This is a genomic window from Shinella sp. 20P9.1.1 (genome assembly GCF_057798995.1).
This window is the reverse complement of sequence record NZ_JBYOLC010000003.1, coordinates 177,179-191,445: the sequence shown is the minus strand read 5'-3', so window position 1 is coordinate 191,445 and position 14,267 is coordinate 177,179. Positions and strand designations below refer to the sequence as shown.

General features: G+C 63.1%; 16 protein-coding genes. 7 read left to right on the top strand and 9 right to left on the bottom strand.

Going from position 1 to position 14,267, the window contains the following annotated elements; genetic code table 11:
- Nucleotides 1-16 precede the first annotated feature (16 nt).
- Nucleotides 17-412 (top strand): VOC family protein, encoded by a 396-nt coding sequence (locus AC27VQ_RS06855; protein WP_488715715.1) that lies wholly within the window; start codon nt 17-19, stop codon nt 410-412.
- 62 nt (nt 413-474) lie between these two features.
- On the opposite strand, the gene AC27VQ_RS06850 is transcribed toward AC27VQ_RS06855, so the two are convergent.
- A complete protein-coding gene (locus AC27VQ_RS06850; protein WP_488715714.1) occupies nt 475-777 on the bottom strand; it encodes a hypothetical protein in 303 nt (100 codons plus the stop codon).
- A gap of 249 nt (nt 778-1,026) precedes the next feature.
- Between AC27VQ_RS06850 and AC27VQ_RS06845 the strand changes: the two genes are divergently transcribed.
- Nucleotides 1,027-2,190 carry a hypothetical protein gene (locus AC27VQ_RS06845; protein WP_488715713.1) on the top strand — a complete coding sequence of 388 codons (1,164 nt, stop codon included), beginning with the start codon at nt 1,027-1,029 and terminating at the stop codon, nt 2,188-2,190.
- A 4-nt stretch (nt 2,191-2,194) separates the two neighbouring features.
- Here AC27VQ_RS06845 and AC27VQ_RS06840 read toward each other — a convergent pair whose 3' ends face one another.
- The 3 genes from AC27VQ_RS06840 to odc2 form a co-directional block, all read right to left on the bottom strand.
- Entirely contained in the window at nt 2,195-2,641 is a 447-nt protein-coding gene (locus AC27VQ_RS06840) for a glyoxalase superfamily protein (protein WP_488715864.1), read from the bottom strand.
- 190 nt (nt 2,642-2,831) lie between these two features.
- Complete coding sequence (locus AC27VQ_RS06835) at nt 2,832-3,419, bottom strand: GNAT family N-acetyltransferase (RefSeq protein ID WP_488715712.1); 588 nt, start codon at nt 3,417-3,419, stop codon at nt 2,832-2,834.
- 93 nt (nt 3,420-3,512) lie between these two features.
- On the bottom strand, nt 3,513-4,646 hold the full coding sequence (gene odc2 / locus AC27VQ_RS06830) for an ornithine/lysine decarboxylase (protein ID WP_421593948.1): 1,134 nt from the start codon (nt 4,644-4,646) through the stop codon (nt 3,513-3,515).
- 600 nt (nt 4,647-5,246) lie between these two features.
- Here odc2 and AC27VQ_RS06825 point away from each other — a divergent pair.
- The 3 genes from AC27VQ_RS06825 to AC27VQ_RS06815 all read left to right on the top strand — a co-directional run bounded on the left by AC27VQ_RS06825 (nt 5,247) and on the right by AC27VQ_RS06815 (nt 7,950).
- Nucleotides 5,247-6,152 carry a LysR family transcriptional regulator gene (locus tag AC27VQ_RS06825; RefSeq protein WP_421593949.1) on the top strand — a complete coding sequence of 302 codons (906 nt, stop codon included), beginning with the start codon at nt 5,247-5,249 and terminating at the stop codon, nt 6,150-6,152.
- Nucleotides 6,153-6,289: 137 nt separating this feature from the next.
- A complete protein-coding gene (locus tag AC27VQ_RS06820; protein ID WP_488715711.1) occupies nt 6,290-6,931 on the top strand; it encodes a DUF1007 family protein in 642 nt (213 codons plus the stop codon).
- Nucleotides 6,925-7,950: a nickel/cobalt transporter gene (locus AC27VQ_RS06815; protein WP_488715710.1), complete on the top strand. Its 1,026-nt coding sequence runs from the start codon at nt 6,925-6,927 to the stop codon at nt 7,948-7,950. Before AC27VQ_RS06820 ends, AC27VQ_RS06815 begins: the two co-directional genes overlap by 7 nt.
- Here the strand turns inward: AC27VQ_RS06815 and AC27VQ_RS06810 are convergent.
- From AC27VQ_RS06810 to AC27VQ_RS06795, 4 genes are all read right to left on the bottom strand, one after another.
- Nucleotides 7,947-8,159: a hypothetical protein gene (locus AC27VQ_RS06810; protein ID WP_421593953.1), complete on the bottom strand. Its 213-nt coding sequence runs from the start codon at nt 8,157-8,159 to the stop codon at nt 7,947-7,949. The genes AC27VQ_RS06815 and AC27VQ_RS06810 overlap by 4 nt on opposite strands.
- Complete coding sequence (locus AC27VQ_RS06805) at nt 8,156-8,848, bottom strand: GNAT family N-acetyltransferase (protein ID WP_488715709.1); 693 nt, start codon at nt 8,846-8,848, stop codon at nt 8,156-8,158. Before AC27VQ_RS06805 ends, AC27VQ_RS06810 begins: the two co-directional genes overlap by 4 nt.
- Before the next feature lie 98 nt (nt 8,849-8,946).
- The gene (locus AC27VQ_RS06800; RefSeq protein ID WP_298100312.1) at nt 8,947-9,639 is read right to left on the bottom strand and encodes a tellurite resistance TerB family protein; all 693 of its coding nucleotides are present in this window, start codon (nt 9,637-9,639) and stop codon (nt 8,947-8,949) included.
- A gap of 132 nt (nt 9,640-9,771) precedes the next feature.
- Entirely contained in the window at nt 9,772-10,410 is a 639-nt protein-coding gene (locus tag AC27VQ_RS06795; protein ID WP_488715708.1) for a 2-dehydro-3-deoxy-phosphogluconate aldolase, read from the bottom strand.
- A 154-nt stretch (nt 10,411-10,564) separates the two neighbouring features.
- Between AC27VQ_RS06795 and AC27VQ_RS06790 the strand changes: the two genes are divergently transcribed.
- Together AC27VQ_RS06790 and trhO are read left to right on the top strand one after the other, a co-directional pair.
- Nucleotides 10,565-11,050 carry a CYTH domain-containing protein gene (locus AC27VQ_RS06790; RefSeq protein WP_488715707.1) on the top strand — a complete coding sequence of 162 codons (486 nt, stop codon included), beginning with the start codon at nt 10,565-10,567 and terminating at the stop codon, nt 11,048-11,050.
- A 60-nt stretch (nt 11,051-11,110) separates the two neighbouring features.
- On the top strand, nt 11,111-12,058 hold the full coding sequence (gene trhO, locus AC27VQ_RS06785) for an oxygen-dependent tRNA uridine(34) hydroxylase TrhO (RefSeq protein WP_488715706.1): 948 nt from the start codon (nt 11,111-11,113) through the stop codon (nt 12,056-12,058).
- Here the strand turns inward: trhO and AC27VQ_RS06780 are convergent, their stop codons facing one another.
- Nucleotides 12,059-14,254: a putative bifunctional diguanylate cyclase/phosphodiesterase gene (locus AC27VQ_RS06780; protein WP_488715705.1), complete on the bottom strand. Its 2,196-nt coding sequence runs from the start codon at nt 14,252-14,254 to the stop codon at nt 12,059-12,061.
- Nucleotides 14,255-14,267: the final 13 nt, after the last annotated feature.

The window sequence follows — 14,267 nt, the reverse complement described above, 5'->3', positions numbered from 1 at the left end:
CCTACAGGAGGATGCTATGGTTCCGTCGATCACGCCGTTCCTGATGTTCGAAGGTCGCGCCGAGGAGGCGATGACCTTCTATATCGGCCTTTTCCCCGACAGCCGCGTTGAAGACATTCAGCACTACGGACCGGGCGAGGACGGCAAGGAGGGCTCCGTCTTCCGTGCCCGCTTCAGCCTTGGCCGCCAGTCTGTGATGTGCATCGACAGCCCGGCCGCCCACGGCTTCACCTTCACGCCGTCCTTTTCCTTCTTCGTCGAATGCGAGTCTGAAACCCGTCTCAGGGAACTGCACGCGGCCCTCGGTGCTGACGGCACGGACCTGATGCCGGTCGATAACTACGGTTTCGGCCGCCTTTTCACCTGGGTACAGGATCGCTTCGGCATCTCCTGGCAGCTGAACCTGGAATAGAATAAGCCCGGAAGAGACAAGCTCCTCCGGGCCCACCGACCGCAAGGGCGGGGATGGTGCGGTCAGTGATTGCGCTTCTTGCAGCCGCAGTCGCTGCCGCCGCCGCTGAGAATGCCCAGCACATTGCCGTTGAGCACGCCCGACAGGGTGCCGTTCAGGTTGTTGTTGAGAACGCCGTTCAGGATGCTGTTGCCGTCGTTGTCGCTGAGGACATTGCCGACACCGACGCCGACACTGGGGACAATGACGATACCGCCGGTCTTGTTGCCGAGAATGCCGAGGCCGAGCAGGCCGCCGGCCGATGCCTGGCCAGCGCCGGCGAGAGCAATGACGGTAGCGATTGCAATGATGCGGGTCTTGTTCATGATCTCTCTCCTTCGGTTGTGCACCTCATTGGTACACAATCAAAGGTAATATAAGTCGCGATTTACACAACCGGATTTGCCAGTCATAGCAAAGAGTTAACCATAACAAGGACAAGTTTAACGAATCCTGACCGAATACAACTTTTAGTGCACTAAATTGCGATACCAGCGCGAATATCAACCATTGAGAGAATTTTTAACCATGCAACCTTAGGATTCTGTTCCATTAACGGACAGGGACAGTTTTCGATGCGTTCTCTTCAAGGCCTGGTCTGCGCGGCAATCCTGCTGGTTCAGCACAACTCCGCGATTGCCGATTCAACTTTTGATTACAGCATCGGGAGTGGCTGGACCTCAAATGTTTTTAAGGATCCGACGACGCTTTCGGCCGCTTTCGGCGAGGCGAAGGTGGCGTTGCGGGGATCGCTCGCCCTGGAGGAAACCCAACTCGCCTATGGACTTGCGGCAAGCGTGCAACGCGTGGCCAGATATCCCTTCGCCAGCCAGAGCACGGCCGGGGTAGAGCTCGGCCTCACCAGGGACATCGGCGAGGCCATCAAGCTGACCCTGAAGGGCGGCATCGAGCATCGGCGCTCCGGCGATATCTTTCTTGCCTTGCCGGGTCTGCTGATCGGCTACCGCAAAGCCGATATCGCGGCCGCGGGAAGTGTCGGCGTCACCGTCGCGCACAATGGCGGCAAGAGCCATCTCACCGCCTCGCTCTCCAGCCTGGACCGGGGCCGTGCGCATTTCACGCTGGCGGGCCTGCGGCCCACGCAGCTCGAAGCCGGTAATCGGCTCTATGATCTGACCGCAGGCCATATCCGCCCCCTCCTGGGTGGCGAGGTGGGGGCGACGCTGCAATACCGCACCAACCATATCGATCGGGCCGAACAAAAGACCTTCGGGCGGTTTCCCGCCGAGACGCTGCGGGGCTCGCTCGCCTATGGCCGTGTCTTCGGAAATCTCACGCTGCTGGCCGAGGCCGGTGTCATCGGGGTCGCAAGCCCCGATCTCGGCAAGAGCGTGCAGCGCCTGCGCCCCTTCCTGAAGGGCGAGGCCGCATGGCAGTTGCCACGCGAAGCCATTCTAAAGGCGAAAGTCGGGCGCGACATCCAGCTCGCCGATATCGACGACGCATTGGGCGAGGATGTGCGCACGATCGGCCTGTCGCTGGAAAAAGCGCTGACGGAAAAGCTGAAACTGACGCTGGCCTATGAACAGACCTATAGCGACTGGCTCTATTTCGACTATCGCACGCGCACGAAAACCGCGTCGGCGACGCTTGCCTACACGCTGAGCAAGGGCGCGACACTGGCGCTGGAATACAGCCGCCTCGTGCGCCGCGAAAACGACAAGGCCGCCAACTTCACGGTCGACGGCCTTGCGGCGCGGATGACGGGCTCGTTCTGACCGCTCACCATTCCAGTTCAAGATGCGGCCGCCCGTCGGATGTCTTCGCCGCCGTGCGGCCCGTCTCGTCGACGGTGCAGTTCACGCGCTGGCGGAAGGCGGAGAAACTGTCGAAGGTAACCACGTCCACCGGCTCGTCGAAATGCAGGGTCATGCGGTAAAGGCCGGGCTGGCTCGTCAGCGCCTGCACGCCGAGCACCGTCGCGTCGAAGGGCTGGCCGAGATAGTGGCCGCGCACGCGCGAGCCGAGCACCCACGGATTGAACGGCGGCCGGTTGCCGACGGCTGCATGCAGCGTGTTCCAGTCGCGAAAGCCGTATTGCGCGGCAATCAGTTCCAGCGCGCGGGAATGAGAGACCGCTTCGCCATCGGCGGCAAAACGCGCGCGCAGACGCTTCGCCTGGTCTTTCAGGGCATCGAGGGATGGAAGAGGCGTCGATATCGAACGCATGTCGGGACTCCAGTCGGTGCATGCGTCATTTCGGAGGGAGCCCGCATTGCCACCGGTTCGCATGCTCGAAAGCTGGAAGACCGATCTTCTGAAACGAGAGACTTCACCAAAGCTTGCGCTCGCGGACGGCGGGGGCTCTCACCCTGCCGTCCCGATAGCGCACCTTCGCCTTGAAGTCAAACCGGCGCCGTCAGGCCGCCTTGCGCAGATCCGCGGCAAGGCGCCGGCCGCTCGCGACGAGCATGCCGGCCGCACCGGAAAGCCAGCCGTCCTGCAACTCCAGCGCCAGGAACCGGCGGCGCTCGAAGGGGCCGGGCATGACGAGATGCTGCGCCTTGTCGGCAAAGAAGCCGAAGCGCTCGTAATATTCCGGATCGCCGACCAGCAGCACGGCACCGTGACCACGGTCGCGCGCCTCGGTGAGGGCCGCCCGCATCAGCGCGCCGCCGATACCCTTGCCCTCGTGCTCGCAATCGACGGCCAGCGGGCCGAGCAGCAGCGCGGAGACGGCATTGCCGTCGGAATCGACGCCGGCCTCGACATTCCACAGCCGCACCGTGCCGATGACATGGCCCTCCGGGTCGCGGGCGACCAGCGCCAGGCCTTCGGCCGGCAGGCGGCCGCGACGGATCTTTTCCGACGACTTGCGGAAACGGGCCTCACCCATGACGCGATTAAGCAGGCGCTCGCGCGCGACGACATCGCCGGCATTTTCCTGGTCGATGGTGAAAGTGGCATGCGCGAAGAACGCGCGGACAGAATCAAGAACAGTGGCCATCTCTGGGCCTCCCGTGCTCAAAACCGATTCAAACGGTGTCTGGAACGAATTGTGAAGCTGGCGCTCCCGCGCGAAACGGGAGCGCCGACAGGCTTAGATGACGTAGGCCTTGAGCGGCTCGAAGCCGTTGAAGGCGACGGCCGAATAGGTCGTCGTGTAGGCGCCGGTGCCCTCGATCAGAACTTCGTCGCCGATCGAAAGCGAGACCGGCAGCGGATACATGTTCTTCTCGTACATCACGTCGGCCGAATCGCAGGTCGGGCCGGCGAGCACGCAGGGCTCCATCTCATCGGCATCGCGCGCGGTGCGGATCGGGTAACGGATCGCCTCGTCCATGGTTTCGGCGAGACCGCCAAACTTGCCGATGTCGAGGAAGACCCAGCGATGGTTGTCGTTGTCGGACTTCTTCGAGACGAGAACGACTTCCGCCTTGATGACACCCGCATTGCCGACCATGCCGCGGCCCGGCTCGATGATGGTTTCCGGGATCTGGTTGCCGAAGTGCTTCTTCAGCGCGCCGAAGATCGCCTTGCCATAGGCTTCCGCCGAGGGCACGTCGCGCAGGTACTTCGTCGGGAAGCCACCGCCCATATTGACCATCTTGAGCTCGATGCCCTGCTTCTTCAGCTGTACGAACACGCGCTTGGCATCGGCAAGCGCCGAATCCCAGGCATCGACCTTCGTCATCTGCGAGCCGACATGGAACGACACGCCATAGGAGACGAGACCGTTCTGGTGGGCATAGACGAGCACATCGACGGCCATCTGCGGTACGCAGCCGAACTTGCGCGACAGCGGCCATTCGGCCCCTTCGCCGTCCGTCAGGACGCGGCAGAACACGCGGGCACCTGGAGCGGCACGGGAAATCTTCTCGACTTCCTCATGGCTGTCGACGGCGAAGAGCGAAACGCCGAGCGCATGCGCCTTGGCGACGTCGCGTTCCTTCTTGATCGTGTTGCCGAAGGAGATACGGCTCGGGGTGGCACCGGCATCGAGCGCCATTTCGATTTCGGCGACGGACGCGCAATCGAAATTGGAGCCCATGGAGGCGAGCAGGCGCAGGACTTCCGGCGCCGGGTTGGCCTTGACGGCATAGTAGATCGAGCTGTCGGGCAGCGCGTGGCGGAACGCCTTGAAATTGTCGCGCACGACATCGAGGTCGACCACGAGGCACGGGCCGTCGGGACGTCGGGTGTTCAGGAAGTCGATAATACGTGCAGAAGCCATCTCGGTATTCCCCATATCCAGGTTTCTCCGGGAACAATCCCAGAGGACAAAGGGCAGATGCGGGCATGCGATGGAACCAGCCGGTGGAGACCCCGGAACCAAGCATGCGCATCATGCGCGATCGGTGAACCGAAGCCCGCCTAGGCTTCAATTCGCTTTGTCTGCCATTGATTGGTGGGAGAACCCGACCGCACGTCCGGCAATGAAGGTGTGCCTCTTCAGTAACCCCGGCTGTTGGAAAGCCGGCAGACACCAGAAAGGCCCGCACCGTCGTTGCTTCAAGATGTCCTCGCTCTTCCGGTTGGCCGGAGAAACGACTGGAGGGGTTAATTCCAGGTACCTTACCGAATTCCTCACCAAATCGAGGGTCGGCGGACACCCACAGGCACGTGCGACTTTGGGCAAGGGGGAGATAAGAAGAATCGCTGTCGTAATCAAGAGGTTTTTTGCGGGCTCCTATTGAAAATATTCCCCGAACCACGACATTCGCGGAACTGGTTTTCGTTGCATTCCTTTATGCGCCCGGCCGTCAGGCCGCCGTGCATGCGCCGCAATCCCTGAAAAACAGGCACGCGCGACGCATCATTCAAGTGGGGACACATGGATACATTGACCCGAATCCGGGCCTTCATCGACGTCGTCGATGCCGAAGGCTTTTCCGCAGCCTCGCGCAAGACCGGCCGGTCGAAGGCGCTCCTGTCCAAATATGTGCGCGAACTCGAAGACGAACTCGGCGCGTTGCTGCTCAACCGCACGACCCGCCAGTTCTCGATGACCGAACCCGGCCACACCTACTACCGCACCGCCTCCGACATCCTGAAGGAAATCGACAATCTCGCCGATCTCGTGCGCGAGAAGAACACGGACCTGCGCGGCAAGCTGAAGGTCTCCGCCCCGCGCACCTTCGTCGATGCCGATATCGGCCAGTCGCTGATCGATTTCGGCAAGGAGCATCCGGAACTCTCGCTGGAAATCGTCTCCGACGACCGCTTCGTCGATCTCGTCGAGGAAGGCTTCGACGTCGCCGTGCGCATCACGCGGCTGGAGGATTCGGCGCTGATCGCCCGCAAGATCGGCGATTTTTACCTGAAAATGTGCGTCAGCCAGGAGTTCCTCGACCGGGTCGGCCCGATCAATCACCCGAGCGATCTCGCCCGCCTGCCCTGCATCATCGATACCAACGGCAAATCGCACAGCAACTGGCGGTTCATCGACGAGAAGGGCGCCGGCTTTTCCGTTCCCGTCAGCGGCCATATCGAGGTGAACAGCCCGACGGCCGCCGTGCGCGCGGCGGCGAGCGGCCTCGGCGTCGCGCAGGTCCCCGCCTTCATCGCCCGTTCCTGTCTGGATTCGGGCCGCATCGTCTCGATCCTCGAGGATTATCTGCCGACCGACCGCGGCATTTACGCGATCTATCCGCACCGGCGCTACCTGCCCGCGAAGGTGCGCACCTTCGTCGATTTCCTGCACGCCTGGTTCCGCCGCAATCCGGGAATTGAGGCCTGACGCAAATCCAGCAAAAGTGTGGAGCGGTTTTGCCTCTGGAATTGCCCCGGCAAAAAGTCCCAATTCCGACCCATTTCGGCTCCATTCAAACGGTCGATTCCGACGCCCGCTTCCGCGCTGCAAGAGGCTTGAAACTGATGCGATACCTCCCTCTTCTCGCCGCGGGCGCAGCCCTCCTTGCCCCGGCCGCAGCACTTGCCCATCCGCATATCTTTGCGGAGGCGCGGCTGGAGGTGGTGGCCGGCGATGACGGCATGATCAGCGAATTGCGCAATGTCTGGCGCTTCGACGAGATGTTTTCGGCAAGTGTCGTGATGGACTTCGACAAGAACAGCAATGCTGAGCTCGACCCCGACGAACTCGCCGAGGTCGGCAAGACGGTGCTCGAGTCGCTGGAAGAGTTCGGCTACTACACGACGATCACCGAGGACGGCAGGGCCATCAAGGTCGCCAAGCCCGACGTGATCAATGTCGACTACAAGGACGGCCAGCTCCTGATGTTCTTCACCGTGAAGCCCGGTGAGGCCATGCCGCTCAAGGGCAAGCTGACCTTCGGCGTCTACGACCCGACCATGTATGCCTCGATGGATTTTTCCTCGGATGACGACCTCGTCGCGGTGGGCGACAAGTTTGCCGCCTGTAAACATGCCGTCGTGCGGCCTGATGCCGACGAGGTGCTGGCGCAGAACCAGGACAAGCTGACCGACGCATTCTTCAACGACCCGACCGGCACCGACATGACGAAACTCTTCGCCACCCGCCTGGAAGTGACATGCTGAGCCGCGGCCGCACGCTCGCCCTCCTCACGCTGGCTGCCGCCGTCATATCGACCGCCGGCCTTGCACACGCCGCCTCGCCGCTCGGCATCGGCTCGGCGGAACCGGGTTTCAACACGACGGGCATGTTCGGCAGCCTGTTCGGCTGGATCAATGCACAACAGCAGGGTTTTTACCGTCTGATGACAGGCGCGCTGAAGGACATGCGCGAAAACCCGTGGGCGGCCTCGACACTGGTCGGCCTTTCCTTCGCCTATGGCGTCTTCCACGCCGCCGGACCCGGCCATGGCAAGGCGGTCATCTCCTCCTACATGCTGGCAAACGAGGTGGAGCTGAAGCGCGGTGTGCTCCTATCCTTCCTGTCCTCTCTCCTGCAAGGCGTGGTCGCCATCCTGCTGGTCGGCGCGGCCTATCTCTTCCTGCGCGGCACCACGGTCTCGATGACGGACGCCACCCGCGCGCTCGAAACCGGCAGCTATGCCCTCATCGCCCTTTTCGGCGCCTGGCTGCTGTTCAAAAAGCTGCGGCCGGCCGAGCGCCGTGCCTCGGCACTTGGCGCGCAGGTGGTCGAGGTGCACGGCACGCACGACCACCACCATCACCACGACCATGGTCACCATCACCATCTTCATCACGCCGGAGAGATTTGCTCGACCTGCGGCCATGCCCATGCACCGGATCCGTCGCTGCTGAAAGGCGAACGCTTTGCCCTGCATGAGGCTTGGTCAGCCATCGTCGCCGTGGGGCTTCGCCCGTGCTCCGGGGCACTGATCGTTTTGAGCTTCGCGCTGCTCAACGGCCTCTATTTCGGGGGTGTGCTTGCTGTGCTCGCCATGTCGATCGGGACGGCGATCACCGTCTCGACGTTGGCCACACTGGCCGTCACCGCCAAGGGGGCAGCGCTGCGCTTTGCCGGCAACGGCTCGGCCGCCGCCCGCATCGGCACCGCCATCGAAATCGGCGGCGCTCTCATGGTGATGATCCTGGGACTCTTACTGCTCGGCGCTTCGTTACAGGCTTAATTGCCGCGATTGCGCTGATAGCGGGCGCGCAGCCAGAAGAGCAGGAAGAAGCCGAGCACGATCAGCGTGCCGAAGACGCCGGCAAGCAACGGCGAAAAGCCGCCGATGGCGATCATCACCCGCGGCAGGAAGTAGAACACCACGCCCGTGCCGATGAGGATGATGAGCGCCGCAAGCGCCGCGGACTTTCCCTTGCCGTCCTCGCTCATGCCGCATCCGCCTTGGCGATCTCGGCGCGAATGTCTTCGAGCTTGCGTTTCTGCTGCCCGTCCGCGTCGAAATTCTCCGGCGACAGCCAGAGATCGAAGGCCTTGGCGATGACAGGCCATTCGCCGTCGATGATCGAGAACCAGGCCGTATCGCGGTTTTCGCCCTTCGACAGCATATGCTGGCGGAAGACGCCTTCGAAGCTGAAGCCGAGGCGGGTGGCGGTGCGCTTGCTCGGCTCATTGCCGTTGTGGCATTTCCACTCGTAGCGGCGGTAACCCAAGTCCTCGAACATGTGCTTGGCGAGCAGATACTGCGCCTCGGTGGAAAGCGGCGAACGCGACATGCCGCCGCCATGGGCGATGCCGCCGATTTCGACGACGCCGTTCGCCGGGTCCGGCCGCATGTAATGCGCCATGCCGACAGGCTTGCCGCTCGCCTTGTCGACGATCACTTCCCGCACCCAGCCGGATACGATGACTGCTTCCGACCAGGCATCGAAACCCTCGATGCCGGTGAAATCGGCCTGGGCGAAATAGCGCAGCAGCGGATTGATCTGCATGCCGCCGAAGGTGTCCCAGAGTGCCTGAAGATGCTTGGCACGATCATAGGGCTCAAGGCGCACATAACGGCCTTCGAGCGTCACGGGTGCCGGCGGCGGGCAACCCTTCCAGTCCTTGAGATCGCGCATCAGAATTCTCCTTCGGTCGTGCCGAAGGGATAGAACAGCGCAGGGCGCGAAGCAATGTGGAAAGCAGGGAGCGGCGTTCGGCCGCTCCCTGAAACGGCTTAGACGGTGGCGGCGGAAACCGTCGCCTCGATATGATCAACCAGCGCATCGGCAAGGCCGAGGCGGCCGGCGAGCAGGTCGAGGTAGCCGCGCTCGGCACGCGTCTTCGGCTCGATGGCGAGGCGCGAGGCCGTGTAGAGCTCGACACGGTGTTCCTCGGTCGTCGCGGCCGCGACGATCGCATCGAGATCGATCGGGTTGGCGAGCTCGTCTTCGAGGAACTTCGCGGCATCTTCGCCGAGGCCGGAAACCTTCAGCTTGTCCATGATTCGGGCGCGCTCGGCATCGTCGATATGGCCATCGGCACGCGAGGCGGCGATCATGGCGCGCACGAGGATCAGCGCGAAGTCGGTGCTGACGGCCTCGGGATGAAAGCCGGAATCGGTCGGCGGCGGCAGAAGCTCGGGCGTGCCGGCCTGCGTCGTCTCGACCGGATCCTGACCCGCCTTGTAATTCTTGTAGGCCTGGTAGCCGAGGCCGGCGATCGCCGCGAGGCTGCCGAGCTTCAGCGCCGAACCGGCAACCTGACGGCCGGTGCCCGTGCCAAGCAGCACGCCGGCAATGGCAATCGAGGCAAGCGGATTGTCCTTGGCAAGCTGGGTGACCTGGCCGGCGCGGTCGCGCACGGATCCCCCGGCACCGGGCACCTGCGAACCGAGGAACTGGTCAAGCAACTTCTTGGCGTCAAACATAGGGAGCGTCTCCGTTTCTCTCGTCACAGCACAGGGGCCGACTGCTAGGGCAAGATAGGAATGCGCGCGCCCGATTACAAACGCATAACGGGCGACCGAAGGCCGCCCGTCTGCAAATCCGTTGAACCTTGTTCAGCCCTTGAGCGCGGCTGCTTCGGCGGCGAGCTTCTCGATGCCCGCCCAGTCACCCTTGGCGACGAGGTCCTTCGGCGCGACCCAGGAGCCGCCGACGCAAACGACGTTCGGCAGTGAAAGGTAGTCGGGGGCATTCGAGAGCGAGATGCCGCCGGTCGGGCAGAACAGCGTGCCGGCGAGCGGCGAGGACAGCGACTTCAGGTAGGCAGCGCCGCCGGCCTGCTCGGCCGGGAAGAATTTCAGCACCTGATAGCCCTCTTCGCGCAGGCCCATGACTTCGCTTGCCGTCGCTGCACCCGGCAGCAGCGGGATTTCGGAATCGGCTGCCGCATCGATCAGCTCCTGCGTCGTGCCGGGGCTGACGATGAACTGCGAGCCGGCTTCGACGGCGGCTTCGAACTGGGCGGCATTGAGGATCGTGCCGGCGCCGGCGACAGCGCCTTCGACCTCGTTGGCGACCGCACGGATCGCTTCGAGAGCGGCCGGCGTGCGCAGCGTGATTTCGATCGCCTTGAGGCCGCCCGCGACCAGCGCACGTGCGAGCGGCACGGCCGTCTTGAGGTCGTCGATGACCAGCACCGGCACCACCGGCTGCAGCTTCAGGACGGAAAGGAGCTTGGCGTTCTTCTCGCTCATGGCACGGACCTTTAAAACGATTGAATTTTGCTCGACATAGCGCGTCTGCGACCTTGTGTCGAGCCTTAAGCCTGATTCATGGACTTGTCATGACACACGTATCGTGTAGTCTTCGCTCGCCCAAGCCCATCTCAGAGACAGCGAAAGCGAGCCTATGGCTAAAGAGATCGAGCGGAAGTTCCTGGTGTCGGGCCAGCGATGGCGCACCTTCGCAAACGAAGGCGTCGCCATAAGGCAAGCCTATATCGTGGCCCAGGACGATCGGTCGCTGCGCGTTCGCATCTATGGCGACGGGCGTGCCCGCCTCACCATCAAAGTCGGCCATACCGCCCTTGTGCGCGACGAATATGAAGTCGAGATCAGCCGCGAAGAGGCCGAGGACATGCTGCGCCATGCCGTCGGCACCATCATCGAGAAGGTGCGCTACAAGGTGCCGCATGAAGGTTATGTCTGGGAGGTCGATGTCTACAGCGGTGCCCATCGCGGCCTTGTCATCGCCGAGGTGGAGCTTTCCTCGATCCACGACGATCCGCAGCTGCCGAACTGGGTTGGCCGCGAAGTCACGGGCGAAAGCCAGTATTCCAACCAGTCCATGGCGCTCGGCACCAGCGACGGTGCCCACCTGCACCAACTGGCATAACAACAGCGCGCTTTTGCGCCGCATTGCCTGAAAAGCGCGAAAGCTGTATGTGGCGGCCCCATGACAGACATCGCACACGAGATTCCTTCGCCGCCGGCGAATGACGGCTTCCTGGTTGCCGCGCTCTACCATTTCGTCTCGGTTCCGCGCTTTGCGGAACTGCGCGATCCCTTGCAGGCGCTTTGCGAGGAAAACGGCGTGCGCGGCACGTTGCTGCTCGCCCATGAAGGCATCAATGGCACGATCGCCGGCCCGGCCGCCGGCATCCGCACTGTCTTGTCCTTCCTGCGCAGCCAGCCGGAATTTTCCGGCCTCGAGCACAAGGAAAGCCATGCCAGCGCCATGCCCTTCCTGCGCATGAAGGTACGGCTCAAGAAAGAAATCGTCACGATGGGCGTCGAGGATATCGACCCCACGCGCTCCGTCGGCACCTATGTCGACCCGCGCGACTGGAACGCGCTGATTTCCGATCCCGATACGATCGTCATCGATACCCGCAACGACTACGAGACGGCGATCGGCATCTTCAAGGGTGCGGTCGATCCGAACACCAAGACGTTCCGCGAGTTTCCGGACTGGGTACGCAACAATACCGGCCTTCACAACAAGCCGAAAATTGCCATGTATTGCACCGGCGGCATCCGCTGCGAGAAGGCCACGGCCTTCATGAAGGAGGAAGGCTTCGAGGAGGTCTATCACCTCAAAGGCGGAATCCTGAAATATCTCGAAGAAGTGCCGCCGGAGGAAAGCCTCTGGGAAGGTGCCTGCTTCGTCTTCGACGAACGTGTCTCCGTGCTGCATGGGCTGGAGGAAGGCGATCTCAAGCTTTGCCGCGCCTGCCGCCACCCGCTAACGGCGGAAGAGATCGCTTCGCCGCTCTACGAGGCCGGCGTGTCCTGCGCGCATTGCCATGGAACCCGCAGCGAAGAGGACCGCATGCGCTTTCGCCAGCGGCAGAAGCAGATGGATCTGGCAAAGCAACGCGGCGAGCGCCACCTCGGCAAATGATCAGCCGGCGATGCTTTGCGAGGTAGCCGCGGGCGGGGCGATGAGGTCGCAGATCGCCTTTTCGCTCATCGGCCGTCCGTAGAAATAGCCCTGGAGCTGATCGCAGCCGCACAGATGCAGGAAGGCCGCCTGCTCGGCCGTCTCCACGCCCTCGGCGGTGACGGGCATATCGAAGGACGCGGCAAGCGCCACCGTCGCCTGCAGCATCGCGCCGCCCTTGATCGACTGCTGCCCGGCCATGGTGAGCGAGCGGTCGATCTTCATGCGGTCGAAACCGAAGCGGATGAGATAACCGATCGACGAGAAGCCGGCGCCGAAATCGTCGAGCGCGATGCGCACGCCGCCCGCCTTTAGCCGATCCATGACAAGCTTCGCCCGGCCGGGATTCTGGATGAAATAGCCCTCGGTGATTTCGAGCATGATGCGCGCGGGATCGATGCCCGCCGCCGCGATGATCGCGAGTGCCTGATCCGGGAAATAGGGATTGCGGAACTGCGCCGGCGAGACGTTGATCGAAACGCCGAGATCGGGCCATTGCCGCGCCGCTTCGCAAGCCCGTTTCAGGATCAGCGGACCGAGCGCGTCGATGATGCCTGTCGCCTCCGCCAGCGGAATGAAGACATCAGGCGGCACGGGTTGGCCGTCGCGCGTCCAGCGTGCCAGCGCCTCGACGCCGCAGATATCACGTCCGCGGGCGCGCACAATCGGCTGGTAGGCCACATCGATCTCACCGCGTCCCACCGCCGCCCTGAGGGCCTCCTCCATTTCGCGCCGCATGTCGCGATCGTCGTCCATCAGCGTTTCATAATGCATGGCACGGCCGCGGCCGGCATGTTTGGCGCGATACATGGCGACATCGGCGCGCCGCAACAGCTCTTCGCCTGCAACGGCGCCCCGATGTGACACGGCAATGCCGATGCTGGCGCCGACGATGGCGACGCGTTCGCCGATGGCGAAGGGCTCGGTGAAGAAGTCGAGGAGCGCGCGGGTCAACCGTTCCGTTTCCGCACCATCAGCGCCGGCAAGGAACACGATGGCGAATTCATCGCCGCCAATGCGGGCGAGCATGGCGTCTTCAGGCACGAGGCGGGACAGGCCGGCGGAAACACCGCGAATGAGCCTGTCGCCGACCGCATGGCCATAGAAATCATTGACGTCCTTGAAGCCGTCGAGGTCAAGATAGAGCATCAGCACGTCGCGCGCTTCGGCAACGGCGCGTGCGTTCAATTCGTCGAGCCCGAGATAGAGGCCGGTGCGATTGCGAAGCCCGCTCAGCCGGTCGGTGAGCGCCTGCAAGCGCGCACTGTTCTCATCCGCCTTGAGGCGGACGGCGAAGATCGCCCCCGTCAGCACCAGGAGCACGAAGAAGACGATCACACCGGCAAGCGCCAGAAGCACGAGTGGGCGCACCTGATCATAGCTCTTGTCGCCCGGCGCTTCCGGTGTCCAGGAGAGATAACCGAGCGGTTTGCCGTCGGGGCCGTTGAGCGCGACGGCATCGCCGGTTGCCGGCGCGGTATCCGTCAGCAGAAGGCCGGAAACGAGGAAATTGTCCGATATCTTCGAGATGCGGGCGGGCGTCAGGTGCCGCAGGATGAAAAGCGTTCGCATACCACTTTGCGGTGCCTTGACGGCATCGGAGGCGGGCCGGATGGCGGAAATGGCGGCGACGGCCGAGCCTTTCGATGTGCGAAGGAAGGCACCGATTTCCGTGCCCGGCGTGAGCCCCGCTTCGATCACCTCCCGACGCATCGTCTCGAAAGCCGCGCCGCCGAAGGTCCCGGCATCCATGTCGAAGGGCACGCCATTGCGATAGGCGAGCATCGTGCCGCCCTTCTCGTCGACAAGGAAGACGGTATCGAACAGCGGCCCGCCTTCGGTGGCAAGACCGAAATTGGTGACGAGCCAAGGCATGTCGGGTGTGCCGTAGACGCGCTCGGCCGCATCGTCCCAGACAGAATAGTCGCGCACGGTGGTGACGATGGAACTGCGCATGGAGGAGAGCGCGCCGAACACCGTCTGACGCGTGCGCTCCTCGTCGAGTTCGTTTGCCCGGTTGGCGAGGAAACCCAATGCCATCATGACGAGCACGGTGGCAAGGCTGACGACGATCGCAAACGAGCCAAGCACCCCGAGAACGACCGTAAGCCGCCGGGCGCCGAGCATTCCGGAAAGGTGGTGCGCAAGCCGCCGCATCAGGTTCTCCAAC